Source organism: Xanthomonas sp. CFBP 7698 (genome assembly GCF_003600855.1).
Taxonomy (GTDB): domain Bacteria; phylum Pseudomonadota; class Gammaproteobacteria; order Xanthomonadales; family Xanthomonadaceae; genus Xanthomonas; species Xanthomonas cannabis.
This window is the reverse complement of the sequence record NZ_PRDN01000001.1, coordinates 781,824-799,552: the sequence shown is the minus strand read 5'-3', so window position 1 is coordinate 799,552 and position 17,729 is coordinate 781,824. Positions and strand designations below refer to the sequence as shown.

Sequence of the window (17,729 nt, the reverse complement as noted above, 5' to 3'; positions counted from 1 at the left end):
AGGTCCCGCGACGGTGGGCGGGCAAGGACCAGTCAAGTTGGTCGGTGAACAGAGCTCTCAATCAAACAGTCGGCAAACTGTCCGGTGCGCTGATTCGTTCTTCAAGAAGCCACCAGCCAACGGTCTGGTGCGGTGTCCTTACCGATTGCGGGACCGTTGGCGGCATGGATGCCGCCACCGAGCCCCCATGGACGGGTTAACGGCGTGTCCCGCGAGCGGTGAGGGCGCCGCGCCCTCGACCGAGGCTGCGCGTTTGCTGCAGGGTCCTTGCCCGCCCACCATCGCGGGACACGCCGTGAATCCGTCCCTGGAGGCTCTGGCGCGGCATCCATGCCGCTCAAGGTCCCGCGACGGTGGGCGGGCAAGGACCAGTCAAGTTGGTCGGTGAACAGAGCTCTCAATCAAACAGTCGGCAAACTGTCCGGTGCGCTGATTCGTTCTTCAAGAAGCCACCAGCCAACGGTCTGGTGCGGTGTCCTTACCGATTGCGGGACCGTTGGCGGCATGGATGCCGCCACCGAGCCCCCATGGACGGGTTAACGGCGTGTCCCGCGAGCGGTGAGGGCGCCGCGCCCTCGACCGAGGCTGCGCGTTTGCTGCAGGGTCCTTGCCCGCCCACCATCGCGGGACACGCCGTGAATCCGTCCCTGGAGGCTCTGGCGCGGCATCCATGCCGCTCAAGGTCCCGCGACGGTGAGCGGGCAAGGACCAGTCAAGTTGGTCGGTGCACAGAGCTCTCAATCAAACAGTCGGCAAACTGTCCGGTGCGCTGATTCGTTCTTCAAGAAGCCACCAGCCAACGGTCTGGTGCGGTGTCCTTACCGATTGCGGGACCGTTGGCGGCATGGATGCCGCCACCGAGCCCCCATGGACGGGTTAACGGCGTGTCCCGCGAGCGGTGAGGGCGCCGCGCCCTCGACCGAGGCTGCGCGTTTGCTGCAGGGTCCTTGCCCGCCCACCATCGCGGGACACGCCGTGAATCCGTCCCTGGAGGCTCTGGCGCGGCATCCATGCCGCTCAAGGTCCCGCGACGGTGAGCGGGCAAGGACCAGTCAAGTTGGTCGGTGCGCACAGCTTTCAATAAAACAGCCGGCAAACTGTCTGCTGCGCTGATTCCGTTCTTCAATGAAGTCACCAGCAAATGTCTGATGCGTTGATTTCGTTCTTCAATAAAGCTACCAGCTAATTGTCTGGTCAGGGCACCGCGCACTCGACGCTGCGCGATGGCCATACATCAGCGCGCCCTCATGCAAGCGACTGTCGCGCAGTCGATGTGACCGACGAACGAAGATGCCGCCCGCAGCACGTTGCCTGCGCTGCGAGCGACGACACCCTGCGCTCACGCCTTGCCCAGCTGCACGGCCACCGGGTCGCCGGTGAGATAGCCCACCGCGGCGCCGAAGCGATTTTTGTAGTTGGCGCGGATCAGCGGGTCCAACACCGGCTTGACGGTGTCGTGCAGCGGGCTTTCCCAATCGCCGGCGTGCTGGAAATTGCTCATCACGTAGGTCCAACCGTGGATCTCGTCGACCGCGTGCAGACCGGTCGATTCCGCGCCCGCCGGCACCGACAGCACCCGCGTCAGCGCGCCGCTGTCCACGTTGTAGGCCCACAGGAAATTGTTGACGTGCAGGCTGCTGTCTTCGCCGATGAACAAGGTGCGCAGCGATTCGGAGAACTTGAGGTTGTCCGGGTTGGCCAGGCGCTCGGGGTCGGCAAGATTGCCGAGCGCGTCGGGCGTGGCCAGATCGTGGCCGGTGAGCGCGGCCGGGGCGGCCATGTCGATCGGCACCCAGTCGCTATGGATCGGCGCGCCGTGACTGTCGCGTTGGCCGCCGCGCAGGTTCAAGGCGTACACCGCGCCAGCATCCGGGCCTTCCACCTTCACGTCGCCCGAGCCATTGCGCATGCTGGTGACGATGTAGGACATGGCCATGTAGGCGACCTTGTCCTTGGCATTGACCGTGGTGCCTTCGAGCTTGGTGAAGCCCAGGCTGCCGCCGGCCAGCGCGGCATAGCGATGGGTTTCCAGATAGGTGGCGGCCTTTTCCATGCCTGGTTTGATGCGGATCCAGTTGAAGGTGCCGTTGAACGGGATCTTGGTGAACGAGGCATCGCCCGGGTCGCTTAGATGCACGTCGAGGATGTCGGCAGCGGTGAGGCGGTCGGCCATGGCCTGGACCTCGGCACTGGTGGCGTGGCCCAGCTTGATCCAGCGCAGCGTGGCCGCGCCCGGGCCGATGCCCGAGGTCTGCTGCCACTTGCCGACGTACAAGGTGCCGGCCGACAGGTCGGCCTTGCGATCGGCAATGAACATGAAAAGACCGCCGTTGGTGGCGTCGTCGCCCATCAGCACGGTGCGCTGGTCGGGCATCACCTGCACCAGTTCGTGCGAGATGCGGCCCAGGCAATAGTGCTTGCGCACGCTCCCGGTTCCGTCCGGGTGCACGGTGATTTCGGGTAGATGGCCGTAGTGATAAGGGTTGGCCTTTTCCGGGTCGCCATACAGATGCGTGCTATAGCTGCGGAACTGGGTATTGCCGGCCAGCGCGGTGGCGTCGGGCTCGTACTCTTCGCTGGACAGATGGGTATTCCACGGCGACAGGCTGGCGCCGCAGGTGGTCCACAGCCCGTGCACCGGCGCGGTGTCGACATTGTGGTACTTCACCAGCGACAGCTTGCCGGTGGCCGGGTCCTGGTCCAGCGTCAGTACGGCGATCGGTGCTGGCAGGTGGCGGTTGGTGTCGTTGCCGGCCTGGTCGCGGGTGGTGTATTCGAACTGCACCACCGCAAACACGTGGTTGCCCTTGACGCCGGGCACCTTGGCATCGGGCAGGGTCAGCAGCGAGGAGCCGTCCGGGCAATCAGAGAAGAACGGCCGCTCGGCACCGGGCTTGGAGCGGTCGATGATGGGGCGGTGCTGGATGTCGTAGTAACCGCCGGCCAGCACGGTGCCGCCCTTGCCATCGGGCACCTGATCGCCGGTGACGAAGAACGGGTGATATGCCAATGCGTAGCGCTGGGTGCTGCCGTCGCTGCGCGCCACGGTGAGTGCCGAGCCGACCGTGGTGGTGGCCATCGCCGCCGGGTTGGCCAGGCTGGGCGCGGGCATGCCGTGGAAGGTGGCCGAGACCAGCCGGGTCGGGGTTTCCGATGGTCGTAACGGGCGCGCGGCCAGTGCGGCGCTGCCAAGTTGCTGGAACGCGGCGGCGCTGACATTGCCGAGCGGCAACAGGGGAACGGCCGCCAGCAATTGCATGATGCGACGGCGGGAGGGATCGGGGGAGGCGGACATCGAAACTCCAGGCAAAGGCAACGATCAACGATGGCGATGGCACATCGGCAAGCCGGTCACGCTAGGCCGGCGGTATGACAGTTGTTTGACGGCGAGCTCACCCGTTGGCGTGCGTTCGGACGCGCCCGCACAAGCGATCGCTGCAGCAGGCCAGCATAGGCGGCGGCTGCGCACTGCCAGGACCTGCGGGTGGTGCATTGCAGCAAAGTGCAGCTGCGCGGAATGCCAAGCGCGGCAGCGGATTCGGCAGTTTTCCGTGGTTTCACAGGTGCTGCCGGTATTCCAACGCTATAGCCCCGGTCAATAAGTTGACCGTCATTTGGCATATGGGAGCGCGTTGTTGACAGGGTAGGGGAATCACGCAAGCGTACGCCGCCTAATGGCCTGCGGCGCAACGCATCGCCGTGGGAGAACCACCCTGGAGACCCGGATCTTGGACAAGCTGCTTCGTCGTACCGCCGCGCCCGTCGCGCGGCGTGCCCTCTCTCTGGCAACCGCTGCGGCGGTGCTGATGCTGGCCGCCTGCCAAGGCAAGGACACCACCGCTGCCGAGGCGAGCAAGACCGCCCCGGCCACCGCGCCTGCGGAGTCTTCGACCACCATCCATCCGGACCAGTGGCCCTCGCCGAAGTGGCCATTCGCGCAGGACGCGGCGCTGGAGCAGCGCATCACCGACGTGATGGCCAAGATGAGCGTGGAAGAAAAGGTCGCCCAGACCGTCCAGGGCGACATCGCCAGCCTGACCCCGGACGACGTGCGCAAGTACCGTATCGGCTCGGTGCTGGCCGGCGGCAATTCCGACCCGGGCGGCAAGTACAACGCCAGCCCGGCGGAATGGCTGAAGCTGGCCGACGCGTTCTATGAAGCGTCGATGGACACCTCCAAGGGCGGCAATGCGATTCCGATCATCTTCGGCATCGATGCGGTGCACGGCCAGAGCAACATCGTCGGCGCCACGCTGTTTCCGCACAACATTGGCTTAGGGGCCACGCGCAACCCCGACCTGATCAAGAAGATCGGCGAGGTCACCGCTGCCGAAACCCGCGTCACCGGCATGGAGTGGACCTTCGCGCCCACCGTGGCAGTGCCGCAGGACGACCGTTGGGGACGCAGCTACGAAGGCTATTCCGAGTCGCCGGATGTGGTGGCCAGCTTCGCCGGCAAGATGGTCGAAGGCGTGCAGGGCACCCCGGGCACGCCGCAGTTCCTGGACGGCAGCCACGTGATTTCCTCGGTGAAGCATTTCGTTGGCGACGGCGGCACCACCGACGGCAAGGACCAGGGCGACACCAAGGTGTCCGAAGCCACCATGCGCGACATCCACGCCGCCGGTTACCCGCCGGCGATCGCGGCCGGTGCGCAGACGGTGATGGCCTCGTTCAACAGCTTCAACGGCGAAAAGATGCACGGCAACAAGGTCATGCTGACCGACGTGCTGAAGGGCCGCATGAACTTCGGCGGCTTCGTGGTCGGCGACTGGAACGGCCAGGGCCAGGTCAAGGGCTGCACCAACGACAACTGCCCGGCCTCGTTCATTGCCGGCGTCGACATGGCGATGGCCGCAGATAGCTGGAAGGGTATCTACGAAACCGAACTGGCAGCAGTGAAGTCCGGCCAGATCTCGGCCGAGCGCCTGGACGATGCGGTGCGCCGCATCCTGCGCGTCAAGCTGCGTCTGGGCCTGTTCGAGGCCGGCAAGCCGTCCAAGCGTCCGCTCGGTGGCAAGTACGAATTGCTGGGCGCACCGGAACACCGCGCCATCGCCCGCCAGGCGGTGCGCGAGTCGCTGGTGCTGCTGAAGAACCAGGCCGGCATCCTGCCGCTGGATCCCAAAAAGCGCGTGCTGGTGCTGGGCGATGGTGCCAACGACATGGGCAAGCAGTCCGGTGGCTGGACGCTGAACTGGCAGGGCACCGGCACCAAGCGCAGCGACTACCCCAATGGCAACACCATCTGGGAAGGCCTGGACAAGCAGATCAAGGCGGCCGGCGGCAGCGCCGAGCTGGCCGTGGACGGCGCCTACAAGACCAAGCCCGACGTGGCGGTGGTGGTGTTCGGTGAAAACCCGTACGCCGAGTTCCAGGGCGATATTGCCACCCTGCTGTACAAGCCGGGCGACGAGAGCGAGCTGGCACTGATCAAGAAGCTCAAGGCCGAAGGCATCCCGGTGGTGGCGGTGTTCCTGAGCGGGCGTCCGCTGTGGATGAACCAGTACATCAACGCCTCCGACGCGTTCGTGGCTGCGTGGTTGCCGGGTTCGGAAGGCGAAGGCATTGCCGATGTGCTGCTGCGCAAGGCAGATGGCAGCGTGCAGAACGACTTCAAGGGCAAGCTGAGCTTCTCCTGGCCCAAGAACGCGATGCAGTTCGCCAACAACGTCGGCCAGAAGGACTACGACCCGCAGTTCAAGTTCGGCTTCGGCTTGACCTACGCCGACAAGGGTGACCTGGCGGCGCTGCCGGAAGAATCGGGCGTGTCCGGCGAGCAGTCGGTGGGCGGGGTGTACTTCGTGCGCGGCAAGCCGGCACTGGGGATTGCCATGCAGCTGTCCAATGCGGGCCAGGCCAACATGCCGGCGACCACCTTGCCGGTGGGCCTGTCCGACGGCAGCCTGAAGATGAGCGCGGTCGATCACAAGGCGCAGGAAGATGCACGCCGCCTGGTGTGGTCCGGCGACAAGGCCGCCAGCGTGCTGCTGGTGTCCGGCAAGCCGGTGGATGTGTCGCGTGAGAGCAACGGCGACGTGCAGCTGCAGCTGACCGTGCGCCGCGACAGCGCCGTGACCGCGCCGGTGTGGCTGGGCGTGGGCTGCGGCGACAAGTGCGGTGGCCGGGTCGATGCACAGAAGACCCTGGCCGCACTGCCGCAAGGTCAGTGGAAGGTGGTCGGCGTGCCGTTGAAGTGCTTCGCAGTGGCCGGTGCCGACGTGACCAAGCTGACCCAGGTGGCCAGCATCGAAAGCGCTGCGGCACTGAACCTGTCGGTGTCCAGGGTGGCGTTGGGCGCGCTCAACGAAGCCGAAGCCACCGTGGACTGCCCGGTCAAGTAATGCGCATGCCTGGCGGCAGGCCGCCGGGCATGACGTAACGCAAGCAAACAAGCGCGTTGCCGCCATCGGCAACGCATTACAGCGGCCACCGATCGCGGTGGTGTCATCAGCCGCCGCGGGGGCGGTGTTGTCGATCGGCCGGGATGGCCTGCAGCCGCGGTTCGCCGCGCTGCCATCGTGCACCTGGTGCGCGGCGGTGGCTTTCTGCAGTCCTGCCCGACCGTCGGCGCATACCCCAGAGCCAGACAGGAGAGTGCAGTGGGTTTGGCGACGTTGGATATCGTGATTGTGCTGGTCTACCTGACCGGCATCTTCGTACTTGCGCAGTGGGTCTCGCGCGAGAAGGCAGGCCACAGCAAGAGCGCCGAGGATTACTTCCTGGCCAGCAAGTCGTTGCCGTGGTGGGCGATCGGCGCATCGCTGATTGCCGCGAACATTTCGGCCGAGCAGATCATCGGCATGGCCGGTTCGGGCTATGCCATTGGTCTTGCGATTGCCTCCTACGAATGGATGGCGGCGCTGACGCTGCTGATCGTGGGCAAGTTCTTCCTGCCGATCTTCCTGCGCAACGGCATCTACACCATGCCGCAATTCCTGGAGCAGCGTTACGGCAAGTGGATCCGTACGTTGATGGCGGTGTTCTGGCTGCTGCTGTACGTGTTCGTCAATCTCACCTCGATCCTGTGGCTTGGGTCGATTGCAGTGAGCCAGGTCACTGGCATGGATCAGACCCTGGCGCTGGCGCTGATCGGCGTGTTCGCGCTGGTCTATCAGCTGTACGGCGGTCTCAAAGCTGTCGCGCTGACCGACATCGTGCAGGTCACGCTGCTGGTGCTGGGCGGTCTGCTGGTGGCCGGGTTGACCCTGGCGCGGATCGGTGATGGCGCCGGCGTGCTGGCCGGCTTCAAGCACCTGTGGAGCGCGCACCCCGAGCACTTCCACATGATCCTGTCCAAGGACAACCCGTTCTACAAGGATCTGCCCGGCCTGAGCGTGCTGCTGGGCGGGCTGTGGATCATGAACATCAGCTACTGGGGCTTCAACCAGTACATCATCCAGCGCGCACTGGCGGCCAAGAACATCGGCGAGGCGCAGAAGGGCATGGTGTTTGCGGCGTTCCTGAAACTGCTGATGCCGTTGGTGATCGTGGTGCCGGGCATTGCCGCGGTGGTGCTGGCGCCGGACCTGGCCAAGCCCGACCAGGCCTATCCGACCATGATGCAGTTGTTGCCGACCGGTATTTTGGGATTGGTGTTCGCAGCGCTGGTGGCGGCGATCGTGGCCTCGCTGGCGTCGAAGATCAATTCGGTGGCGACGATCTTCACCCTGGATTTCTACGCCAAGTTCCGCCCCCACACCGAGCAGAAGCAGCTGGTGCGCGTGGGCCGCATCGTGGCGGCGGTGTCGGTGCTGATCGGCATCCTCACCGCGCGGCCGTTGCTGGGCAACTTCGATCAGGGCTTCCAGTTCATCCAGGAATTCACCGGCTTCTTTACGCCGGGCGTGGTGGTGATCTTCATGCTCGGCCTGTTCTGGAAGCGCGCCAACGAAGCCGGCGCACTGACCGCGGCGATCGGTTCGGTGGTGTTGTCGTTCGCGCTCAAGTTCGCCTGGCCGGAACTGCCGTTCATGGACCGCATCGGCGTGGTGTTCCTGGCCGCGCTGGTGCTGGCGGTTCTGGTGTCGTTGATGACGCCGGCCACCCAGGCACGCGATCTGATCCGCACCGACGATGTGGCCTATGGCACCACGTTGGGCTTCAAGGTCGGCGCCGCCGGCGTGATCGCGATCCTGGTCGTGCTGTACGCGGTGTTCTGGTAAGCGGCAGTTACAAAAGTGGCTGACGCCGCGTGCGTCAGCCGCTCACTCCATATACGCACTGCGGCGCGGCACCCCGGTGTCGCGCCGCAGTGCGTTTCAGCGTTGCAGTGAAGCGCGCGGTCGCCTCAGCTCCCACCGATTCCCGATTCCCACCAACGACATCGTCATCGTCGATGGCCGTGCCTCAGACCCGCGCTGCAGCCAGGCTGGCTGCGAGCAGATCCACCGGTGCCGCGAGCGGTTCGTGCCACGGGGTTTGCAGCCAGGTTTCCAGTGCGGCAGCCGGCATTGGTTTTGCGATCCAGTAGCCCTGGCCTTCGTCGCAGCCCCAGGCGCGCAGCTGCGCGTAGGCCTCGGCCGACTCAATGCCTTCTGCCACCACGCGCTGGCCCAGGCTGTGGCCGAGCTGGATCATTGCCGGCACCAGCGTGCGGTCGGTACGGTTGTCGGGCAGCGAGCGGATGAACGACTGATCGATCTTCAACGAGCTGGCCGGCAACTGCTTGAGATAGCTGAAATTGCTGTAGCCGGTGCCGAAGTCGTCGATGGCGATGTGCACGCCCAACGCCGCCACCGCCGCCAGCTCCTCTGCCAGGTGGTCGGGGTGGCGGATCATCGCGCTTTCGGTGAATTCGATCTCCAGCCGGCGCGGGTCCAGCTTGTGGCGTTCCAGGCCGCGCCGCAGCAGGCCGGCAAACCCGCGGCGGTCCAGGTCGGCCGCCGACACGTTCAGGGCGAGATTGAAATCCAGCCCCTGCTGCTGCCAGCGCGCGGCCTGGGCGATGCCGTTGTCGATGACCCAGGCGGTGATGCGGTTGATCAGGGCGGTCTTTTCGGCCATCGGCACGAAGTCGGACGGCAACACCGGGCCGATCATCGGGTGCTGCCAGCGCAGCAGGGCTTCCACCGCCACGCAGCGGTGGTCGTGCAGGTCTACGCGTGGCTGGTAGTGCAGGCGCAGCTGGCTGGCGCTGTCTAGTGCGGCGGGCAGGGCGGCAAGCAGGCGGAAGGTATTGCGTTGCGCCACGTCATGCTTGCGCTCGTACATGCTCCACGCCAGCCCGCGCTCGCGCGAGACGTCCACAGCGGTGGTGAGCGAGCGGATGGTGTCGGCGGCGCCGTAGCTGGTCTGCAGCGATACCGCGCCGATCGAAGCCACCGCGGTATGCGGGATGCCCTGATGATCCAGCGGTTCGGCAAAGGCCTTGGAGACCTTGTTGCACAGGCTGGATAGCCGCTGGTTCTCGGTGGGTGTCATGAACCCGAAAGTGGTCGGGTCCAGCCGGTACAGCAGGGTGCCGCCGGGCAGGTAGGCGGCCAGGCGACGCTGCGCCAGCGCGACATAGCCATCGGCGTAGTCCCAGCCCAGTGCCTTGACCATGTCGCGAAAATAATCGCTGCCGCAGACATCGATGGCCACCGCGGTGGTGGCCGGTGCGGTGTCGCGCTGCGACAGCCAAGTATCCAGGTCTTCGCTGAAACGCGAACGGTTCGGCAGGCCGGTGGCACCATCACGGTAGGTGGTGCTGCGCAGGTTTTCCACCCGCAGTACGGCCAGGTCGCGCAGACCTTCCAGACGGGTCAATGCCTCTGCATCCAGGCCATCGCGCGGGCTGGTGCCGATCACGCACAGCGTGCCGATGCTGTGGCCCTCGCGCAATTTCAGCGGTGCGCCGGCGTAGAAGCGGATATACGGCGGGCCCAGCACCAGCGGGTTGTCGCAAAAGCGCGGGTCCAGCTGCGCATCCGGTACCACCATCACCTCGTCGGAGCGGATCGCGTGGGCGCAGAACGCCTGGTCGCGCGGGGTCTCCGACGCGTCCAGGCCGACGCGTGCCTTGAACCACTGGCGATGTTCGTCCACCAGCGACACCAGCGCGATTTCCGCGCCCAGGCTGCGCGAGGCCATCGCGGCAATGGTCTCGAATACCGGGTCCGGCGGCGAATCCAGCAGGCAGAGACCGCGCAAGACGGCCAGACGGGTGGCTTCGTCGGTCATGGAGGACGGCAGGGAGTTGGGGGCGGGCGAGGGTTGCATGTGCCTCTATCGGCCCAGGCCGCCACCTCTTGACGTACGCGCTCCGGCTTATTCAGCTGGCAGCAGCGCTGTAGCGTGTTGCAGCGCAAGGCGTGGCGCGTGCATGGCCCCGGCACCGACCCGCAGGCTGCCGGTGGTTTCGCGTTGCAGCACCGTAGTGCGCAGCGCGGCAGGCCGCGCGCGCGTCATTCTGCAAGGCTGGATGCGCCTTGCAGAAGACACCGGCAACTGCCGGGAACGCACGGAAGTTAACGTTACCAGCGGCCGGCGTCGCGGTCTGCGCGCTCGGTCCGCATCTGCGGTTTTTGTCGGTTCTGTGACCTGGCCGCCGATTGCGCATGCCCACGGTGGGCACGGTGGGTGCACGTGGGCCGGGCATGCGACTGCGTGCCGAGGCGTCCACGGCACCCACCTTGGAGCGACCATGAAGATCTTCACTCGTCTGGCGCAGCGCGCCCTGCTGCTGGTGGCCGGCCTTGCGCTGGCGTCCGCCGCACAGGCTGGTTTGTCCGTGTCCGGGACGCAGTTGCGCGAGAGCAACGGCAACGCGCTGGTCCTGCGCGGCATCAACCTGCCACATGCCTGGTTTGCCGACCGTACCGATGCGGCGCTGGCGCAGATTGCCGCCACCGGCGCCAACAGCGTGCGCGTGGTGCTGAGCAGCGGGCATCGCTGGAACCGCACGCCCGAAGCGGAGGTGGCGCGCATCATCGCGCGCTGCAAGAGCCTGGGCCTGATCGCCGTGCTGGAAGTGCACGACACCACCGGTTACGGCGAGGACGGCGCCGCCGGGACCCTGGCCGACGCGGCCACCTACTGGACCAGCATCCGCGGCGCACTGGTGGGGCAGGAGAACTACGTCATCATCAATGTCGGCAACGAGCCGTACGGCAACCGCCTCAGTGCCAGCGAGTGGGTCAACGGCCATGCCCGTGCGATTGCCACCTTGCGCAACGCCGGCTTGACCCACGCGCTGATGGTGGACGCGCCCAACTGGGGCCAGGACTGGCAGTTCTACATGCGCGACAACGCGGCTGCGTTACTGGCGCTCGACAGCCGTCGCAACCTGGTCTTCAGCGTGCACATGTACGAAGTGTTCGGCAACGATGCCACGGTGGATGCGTACCTGCGTGCATTCCAGGGCAACCGCCTGGCGCTGGTGGTGGGCGAATTCGGTGCCGACCATCGCGGCGCGCAGGTGGACGAGGCCGCCATCATGCGGCGCGCGCGCCAGTACAACGTGGGCTACATGGGCTGGTCGTGGTCGGGCAACGACAGCAGCACCCAGTCGCTGGATATCGTGCTTGGCTGGGACCCGACGCGTCTGAGCAGCTGGGGCCGCACATTGATTGAAGGCTCCGACGGCATCCGTGCCACCTCGCGCCGGGCAAGCGTGTTTGCTGCCCGACAGCGTTGAGATAGTGGGTGGGCTGACAGGACATGCGTGCGACCCAGGCGCATCAGCGCCCGGGTTCGCGCAATGGACCCGGGCTGGGGCGCTTGGTCAGCTTGCGCTGCAGCGAGCGCCGATGCATGCCGAGCAGGCGTGCGGCTGCGGAGACGTTGCCACCGGTCTCGTGCAGGGCCTGCTGGATGTGCTCCCACTGCAGGCGGCTGAGCGGGGTCATCATTTCCTGCGCGGTTTCCTCTTCGTCCGGCTCGGGAAGGTCGTCATCTTCTTCGCCCAGCGCCCGCATGATGGTGGGGATATTGGCCGGCTTGGGCAGGTAGTCGTCGGCGCCAAGTTTGATCGCTTCCACCGCAGTGGCGATGCTGGCATAGCCGGTGACCAGCAGAATGCGCATGTCGGCGCGGATCTCGCGCAGCGGCTGGATCAGGCTCAGGCCGGAATCGTGACCGAGCTTGAGATCGATCAAGGCGAAATCCGGCAGGGCGCTACGCGCGGTGGACAGCGCGCTGGCCGCGTCGGTGGCGGTCAGCGTTTCCACCCCGCGCCGCGCCAGGCTGCGCTGCAGCGTGCGCAGGTACAAGGTGTCGTCGTCGACCAGCAGGCCGGTGCGGATGGGAGTGCTTGTCATGCGAGTGCCTCGTGTTCGGAGAGCGGCAGACGGAAACCGACGCGGGCGCCGCTGCCTTCGGCGGGCAGCATCCACAATTCGCCCTGCAGGCGTTCGACGGTGGCATGCGACAGCGCCAGGCCCACGCCCATGCCGTCGTGTTTGCCGCTGTTGAACAAGGTGCCCGGCAACATGGCCTGCGCAGTGTCGAAGCCGGGGCCGTAATCGCGCACTTCGCCGCTGAGATGGTCATGCTCCACGCGCAAGGTGAGGTCGATCTGCGGGCGCCCGGCCCGTTCGCCGGCATCGGCGGCGTTATTGAGCAGCACCATCAGCAGGTGGCTGACGCCCGGCTGCAGCATCAGCCGCATCGGTGCGTCGTCGTTGCGGCGCAGCTCGATGGTGGGGCGCACCAGCCGCCATTGCTCCAGCACGTCCTTGACTGCCACTTCGCGGCTCAGGTGGCCGTTGTCGGCCGGCGCGGCAAGGGCCAGCACGCGTTCGTGGCATTGCACCAGCAGCTCGCGCAAGGTGTCCAGGTCTTCGCGCAGTTCGGCCTGGTCGCACTGATCGGCAATGTCGTCCACCAGCAGGGTCATCGTCGCCAATGGAGTATTCAATTCATGCGCCACCGAGGCCGCATGCGTGGCCAGCGCGACGATGCCTTCATTACGGGCGAAGCGCTCGCGCAGGGTGGAGATCTCGCGCTCGCGTTCGCGCATGGACAACGCCAGCCGGGTGGCGAACGCCAGCACCACCACCGTGGAGAGCAGGAAGTTGGCCGCCATGCCCCACATGTGCAGGCTGAGCGGGTCGAAGCTGCCGTAGGGCAGCGGCAGCCCGAACGCCGCGCTGATCACGTAGCCGGCCACGCACGACGCCGCCACCGCCATCGCCCAGCCCAGCGGCAGCGCCAACGCGGCCAGCGCGATCAGCACCAGGAACAGCGAGCCGAACGGATTGGCGATGCCGCCGCTCCAGCCCACCATCCAGGTCAGCACCGTCACATCGACCAGGATGTGGCCGAATTCGGTGGCCGGGCTCACCGCGCCACGGTGGGCCACACGCAGCTGGGCGTACAGGTTGAACACCGCCAGTGCGGCGACACCGGCCCACAGCGGCTGTTGCGGCAGGTTCAAGCCCATCAGGCCGGTGGCGACCAGGATGGTGGCGGCCTGGCCGGCGGTGGCGAGCCAGCGCAGGCTGCACAGGGTCCGCAGGAAGGAGGCGTCGGAGCTGTTCATCACGGCAATGCTATGCGCTCAGGGGAATGGTGGCCTGCGACAAACCGTCGCATCGGCGCCGGCGGCGGCCCGCGCGCTGCTTCAGCTGTGAGCCGACGGCGGACAGGCTAAAATAGCGCGATGCATGACGCCGTGACCCGCCCAACCCCTCCCGCCGATGCCACCGCCTGGCCGCGCCGCATCACCCAGGCCGTCAAGATCGGCAGCGTGATCGTGGGCGGAGGCCACCCGGTGGTCGTCCAGTCGATGACCAACACCGACACCGCCGACATCGCCGGCAGCGTCAAACAGGTGTCCGAACTGTGGCGCGCCGGCTCGGAGATGGTACGGCTGACCGTCAACAACGCCGAGTCCGCTGCCGCCATTCCGCGCATCGTGGAGAAGCTGCGCATGATGGGGATCGAAGTCCCGTTGATCGGCGACTTCCATTACAACGGCCACCAATTGCTTGCCGCCGAGCCGGCCTGTGCCGAGGCGCTGGCCAAATACCGCATCAATCCGGGCAATGTCGGCTTCGGCAAGAAGAAGGATCTGCAGTTCGGTCAGCTGATCGAGTTCGCCATCAAGTACGACAAGCCGGTGCGCATCGGCGCCAACTGGGGCTCGCTGGACCAGTCGCTGGCGGCGCAGCTGATGGATGAAAACTCGCAGCGCGAAACGCCCTGGGATGCCGGCCGGGTGTTGCGCGAGGCCTTGATCCGCTCTGCGGTGGATTCGGCCGAGCGTGCGGTGGAGCTGGGCTTGCCGCGCGAGCGCATCATTCTGTCGGCCAAGGTGTCCGGTGTGCAGGAACTGATCGCGGTGTATCGCGACATGGCCAGCCGCTGCGACTTTGCGCTGCACCTGGGCCTGACCGAAGCCGGCATCGGCAGCAAGGGCATCGTCGCCTCGGCTGCGGCGCTGAGCGTGCTGCTGCAGGAGGGCATCGGCGACACCATCCGCATCTCGCTGACGCCGGAGCCCGGCCAGTCGCGCACGCAGGAAGTGGTGGTCGCGCAGGAGCTGCTGCAGACCACCGGGCAACGCGCGTTCACCCCGATGGTCACCGCATGCCCCGGCTGCGGGCGCACCACCTCCGAGTTCTTCCAGGAACTGGCCGGCGTGGTGCAGAACCATGTGCGCGCCAAGATGCCGGAGTGGAAGATCTCCAACCCCGGCGCCGAGAACATGACCCTGGCGGTGATGGGCTGCGTGGTCAACGGCCCGGGCGAATCGCGCCACGCCAATATCGGTATTTCGCTGCCGGGCACGGGCGAGGCGCCGTCCGCGCCGGTGTTCATCGATGGCGAAAAAAGCGTCACCTTGCGCGGTGAGAATATCGCCTACGAATTCATCGACCTGATCGACCAGTACGTCGAACGCACCTATGTCCGCCGCGCCGGCTGAGTCGCCGGCCGGGTTCAAGGCGTGGTTGCGCAGCAATGCGTGGCGCATGGGACTGTTGTTCGTCGGGGTGCTGCTGCCGCTGGGCCTGTTCGTGGACCTGGCCGATGAAGTGCACGAGCTGGAAAATTTCTATTTCGACGAGCCGTTGCTGTGGAGCATGCGCAGCATCGCCACCCCGACGCTGGATGCGCTGTTCGGCGTGATATCGAAGGTGGGCTACCAGTACGGCGTGATTCCGGCGGATATCGCGATCGTGCTGGTGCTGCTGGTATTGCGGCGCTGGCGTGAGGGCACCTTTGCCGCGCTCGGCTTCGGCGGCTCGGCGCTGTTGAACATGGGCGCCAAGCAGTTCTTTCAGCGCAACCGGCCGAGCCTGTGGGAATCGATCACGCCGGAGAGCACCTTCAGTTTTCCCAGTGGTCATGCGATGGGCTCGATGACGCTCGCGGCGGTGGTCATCGCGCTGGCCTGGCGCACCCGTTGGCGCTTGCCGGTGACGATTGCGGCCAGCGCATTCGCGCTGCTGGTCGGGGTCTCGCGTATCTACCTGGGCGTGCATTACCCCTCCGACATCCTCGGTGGCTGGTCGGCCGCGCTGGTGTGGGTGGTCGGCCTGTATCTGGTGATGTTTCGCGGCGCACGGCGGCCGCATTGGCGTCGCCGCATCGCCTCCGCCTGAGTGGCGGTTCGCGGCTTGTCCTGAGTCCCGCGCAGCGGCACGGCAGGTGCCGGCGGCGGCGCGGCCTGCGCCATGCGTGGTCTGCCGTACCGCCAGCGGCTGGCACCTGGGCATTTCGGTTTGACGATGCCGGGTTCGCATTCGTGTGGGAAGACATCGTTCCCCTGGACTATCGTCGCTGCCTGCGCCGCGCCGTCGTGCCGATCAGGCAGGACGGCGCGGCGCACCGACCCGGCGACTGCGCAGGCCACTTTGCAAGCTGATGGCTGAAAACATGCACGTGGATGTGGTGTTACCCAATGCTGGCCCAGCGGCAAGCTGCCGGGTCTTGCGCGCAAGCGACGTCACGCTGGCGGAGCAGGGCGTCCAGTACGCGATGGGCATCTGTGCGCAAAGCGTGGGCGCAACGCATCTCAGCCTGCACATGGTCACCATTGCACCAGGCGCACGTGCCAAACCGCATCTGCATGCGGCGCACGAAACCGCCATCTACGCGCTGACCGGCGTGTCCAAGGTCTGGTACGGCGCGGCGCTGCAGCATCACGAGGTGGTGGAGCCAGGCGATTTTCTCTATATCCCGGCTGGCATGCCGCACCAGCCCTACAACGACGGCGCGGAACCTGCAGTTGTGCTGGTGGCCCGAACCGATCCGAACACGCACGAAAGCGTGGTGCTGCTACCCGAACTCGATGGGCTGCACACAGGCTAGGCCGGCAGGTTGCACGAAGCCTCTAGCCAATGCCCGTGATGGCGTGCGCGTGCGTTGCCGGCCTCGCCCGCCGCCACAGCGTTGCACTCACAGCCTGCGTGTGTATTCACCGCCCCACAGCCGCAGCCCGATCACGCCGCCGATCATCGCCAGCAGGATCACGTAATACGCCGGTCCCATCGGATGCTGCTTGAGCAGCATCACCACCACCAGCGGGGTCAGGCCGCCAAACACGGCGTAGCCCAGGTTGTAGGCGAACGACACGCCAGACAGGCGGATCACCGGCGGAAACGCTTCGACCATGACGCGCGGGATTGCGCCCAGCACGCCAAGCGCCGCGCCCAACAACGCATACAGCGGGAACAGCAACTGCGGGTCGCCGGCGAAGCGATAGAACAGCCATGCGCTCACGCCCAGGAGCACGCTCCCACCCAGCAGCACGCGGCCGTTGCCCCAGCGATCCGACAGCGCGCCGGCCACCACCGAGCCGATGGCCTGCAGCAGCACCGCCAGCAGGTTGGCCTGCAAGGCGACCGCGGCAGGGTAGCCATAAGCGCTCTGCAGCAAGGTGGGGGTCATCAGCGACACCACCAGCACCGCCGCTGCCACCACCCAGGTCAGCCATAACGACAGCGCCAGGCTGCGCGGATGGTCGCGCACCACCACCTTCAGTGGCGTTTCGCGCGCCAGGGCACGCATCGCCACCATCTCGGCAAACACCGGGGTCTCGTGCAGCCAGCGCCGCAGATATACCGACAACAGGCCGAAGACCCCGCCCGCCAGGAATGGCAGACGCCAGGCGTAGTCGGCGATCTCCTGCGGGGTGTAGACGCGATTGATCGCCCCGGCGCTGAGCGAGCCGAGCAGCACGCCGGCAGCCAGGCCGGCAGTCAATGTGCCGCAGGCCAGGCCCCTGCGCTGCGCAGGCACGTGTTCTGCAACGAACACCCAGGCACTGGGCACCTCGCCACCGATCGCCGCGCCCTGTAGCAGGCGCATCGTCAACAGCAACAATGGCGCGGCCAGGCCGATCTGCGCGTAGGTCGGCAGCACACCGATGGCCAGCGTGGGCAATGCCATTAGGCCGATGCTGAGCGCGAACATGCGCTTGCGGCCGAGCAGATCGCCGAAGTGCGCCATCACGATTCCGCCCAACGGACGGATCAGATAACCGGCCGCAAAAATGCCGAAGGTCTGCAGCTGCCGCGTCCATTCCGGAATGCCTGGGGGAAAAAACAGTTCGCCCAGCACCTTCGCGAAAAAGATGAAGATGATGAAGTCATAGAACTCCAGCGCGCCGCCCAGCGCGGCCAGGGTCAGCGTCCTGTAGTCGCGGCGCGTCAGGTGGTGTGGGGCGGCGGTGCCGAGAGCGTCATGCGTGTTCATGCAGCTGCGTCCTGTTGCGGGTGGTGGCGCGCCTGCCAGTCACGGCGGTCGCGGCGTGCCATCCCATGCTAGCGCGACCTGCAGCATGGACCGGTATGCCGATT

Annotated in this window: 11 protein-coding genes; 6 read left to right on the top strand and 5 right to left on the bottom strand. The window is 66.3% G+C overall.

All coding sequences use genetic code 11. The features are described 5' to 3' along the window. Positions 1-1,339 precede the first annotated feature (1,339 nt). Positions 1,340-3,295 carry an alkaline phosphatase PhoX gene (locus tag XnspCFBP7698_RS03315; RefSeq protein ID WP_104579543.1) on the bottom strand — a complete coding sequence of 652 codons (1,956 nt, stop codon included), beginning with the start codon at positions 3,293-3,295 and terminating at the stop codon, positions 1,340-1,342. Between the two features lie 433 nt (positions 3,296-3,728). On the opposite strand from XnspCFBP7698_RS03315, the gene XnspCFBP7698_RS03310 reads away from it, so the two are divergent. Then, positions 3,729-6,344, top strand: a complete 2,616-nt coding sequence (locus XnspCFBP7698_RS03310; protein WP_047696100.1) for an exo 1,3/1,4-beta-D-glucan glucohydrolase — start codon at positions 3,729-3,731, stop codon at positions 6,342-6,344. Positions 6,345-6,602: 258 nt separating this feature from the next. Then, positions 6,603-8,165: a sodium/sugar symporter gene (locus XnspCFBP7698_RS03300; RefSeq protein ID WP_047696119.1), complete on the top strand. Its 1,563-nt coding sequence runs from the start codon at positions 6,603-6,605 to the stop codon at positions 8,163-8,165. 184 nt (positions 8,166-8,349) lie between these two features. Here the strand turns inward: XnspCFBP7698_RS03300 and XnspCFBP7698_RS03295 are convergent, their stop codons facing one another. Beyond that, on the bottom strand, positions 8,350-10,203 hold the full coding sequence (locus XnspCFBP7698_RS03295) for an EAL domain-containing protein (protein ID WP_104579544.1): 1,854 nt from the start codon (positions 10,201-10,203) through the stop codon (positions 8,350-8,352). Positions 10,204-10,627: 424 nt separating this feature from the next. Here XnspCFBP7698_RS03295 and XnspCFBP7698_RS03290 point away from each other — a divergent pair, with 424 nt between their 5' ends. Next, positions 10,628-11,620, top strand: coding sequence for a glycoside hydrolase family 5 protein (locus XnspCFBP7698_RS03290; RefSeq protein WP_104579545.1), 993 nt, complete (start codon positions 10,628-10,630; stop codon positions 11,618-11,620). A gap of 43 nt (positions 11,621-11,663) precedes the next feature. Here XnspCFBP7698_RS03290 and XnspCFBP7698_RS03285 read toward each other — a convergent pair whose 3' ends face one another. Then, positions 11,664-12,242, bottom strand: coding sequence for a response regulator transcription factor (locus XnspCFBP7698_RS03285; protein WP_046962497.1), 579 nt, complete (start codon positions 12,240-12,242; stop codon positions 11,664-11,666). Next, positions 12,239-13,465 carry an ATP-binding protein gene (locus tag XnspCFBP7698_RS03280; protein WP_039415018.1) on the bottom strand — a complete coding sequence of 409 codons (1,227 nt, stop codon included), beginning with the start codon at positions 13,463-13,465 and terminating at the stop codon, positions 12,239-12,241. The genes XnspCFBP7698_RS03285 and XnspCFBP7698_RS03280 overlap by 4 nt, the downstream gene beginning before the upstream one ends. A 120-nt stretch (positions 13,466-13,585) precedes the next feature. On the opposite strand from XnspCFBP7698_RS03280, the gene ispG reads away from it, so the two are divergent. The 3 genes from ispG to XnspCFBP7698_RS03265 all read left to right on the top strand — a co-directional run bounded on the left by ispG (position 13,586) and on the right by XnspCFBP7698_RS03265 (position 16,239). Further along, positions 13,586-14,851, top strand: coding sequence for a flavodoxin-dependent (E)-4-hydroxy-3-methylbut-2-enyl-diphosphate synthase (ispG, locus tag XnspCFBP7698_RS03275; RefSeq protein ID WP_104581816.1), 1,266 nt, complete (start codon positions 13,586-13,588; stop codon positions 14,849-14,851). After that, positions 14,832-15,530, top strand: a complete 699-nt coding sequence (locus tag XnspCFBP7698_RS03270) for a phosphatase PAP2 family protein (RefSeq protein ID WP_104581815.1) — start codon at positions 14,832-14,834, stop codon at positions 15,528-15,530. The genes ispG and XnspCFBP7698_RS03270 overlap by 20 nt, the downstream gene beginning before the upstream one ends. 328 nt (positions 15,531-15,858) lie before the next feature. Continuing rightward, complete coding sequence (locus tag XnspCFBP7698_RS03265; protein ID WP_233548916.1) at positions 15,859-16,239, top strand: cupin domain-containing protein; 381 nt, start codon at positions 15,859-15,861, stop codon at positions 16,237-16,239. Between the two features lie 87 nt (positions 16,240-16,326). Here the strand turns inward: XnspCFBP7698_RS03265 and XnspCFBP7698_RS03260 are convergent, their stop codons facing one another. After that, positions 16,327-17,625, bottom strand: coding sequence for an MFS transporter (locus tag XnspCFBP7698_RS03260; protein ID WP_104581814.1), 1,299 nt, complete (start codon positions 17,623-17,625; stop codon positions 16,327-16,329). Positions 17,626-17,729: the final 104 nt, after the last annotated feature.

Bases quoted from the DNA above. Each gene is read 5' to 3' on its own strand.
- XnspCFBP7698_RS03315 (WP_104579543.1), bottom strand. From the start codon at position 3,295: ATGTCCGCCTCCCCCGATCCCTCCCGCCGTCGCATCATGCAATTGCTG.
- XnspCFBP7698_RS03285 (WP_046962497.1), bottom strand. From the start codon at position 12,242: ATGACAAGCACTCCCATCCGCACCGGCCTGCTGGTCGACGACGACACC.
- ispG (WP_104581816.1), top strand. From the start codon at position 13,586: ATGCATGACGCCGTGACCCGCCCAACCCCTCCCGCCGATGCCACCGCC.
- XnspCFBP7698_RS03290 (WP_104579545.1), top strand. From the start codon at position 10,628: ATGAAGATCTTCACTCGTCTGGCGCAGCGCGCCCTGCTGCTGGTGGCC.
- XnspCFBP7698_RS03295 (WP_104579544.1), bottom strand. From the start codon at position 10,203: ATGCAACCCTCGCCCGCCCCCAACTCCCTGCCGTCCTCCATGACCGAC.
- XnspCFBP7698_RS03270 (WP_104581815.1), top strand. From the start codon at position 14,832: ATGTCCGCCGCGCCGGCTGAGTCGCCGGCCGGGTTCAAGGCGTGGTTG.
- XnspCFBP7698_RS03260 (WP_104581814.1), bottom strand. From the start codon at position 17,625: ATGAACACGCATGACGCTCTCGGCACCGCCGCCCCACACCACCTGACG.
- XnspCFBP7698_RS03280 (WP_039415018.1), bottom strand. From the start codon at position 13,465: ATGAACAGCTCCGACGCCTCCTTCCTGCGGACCCTGTGCAGCCTGCGC.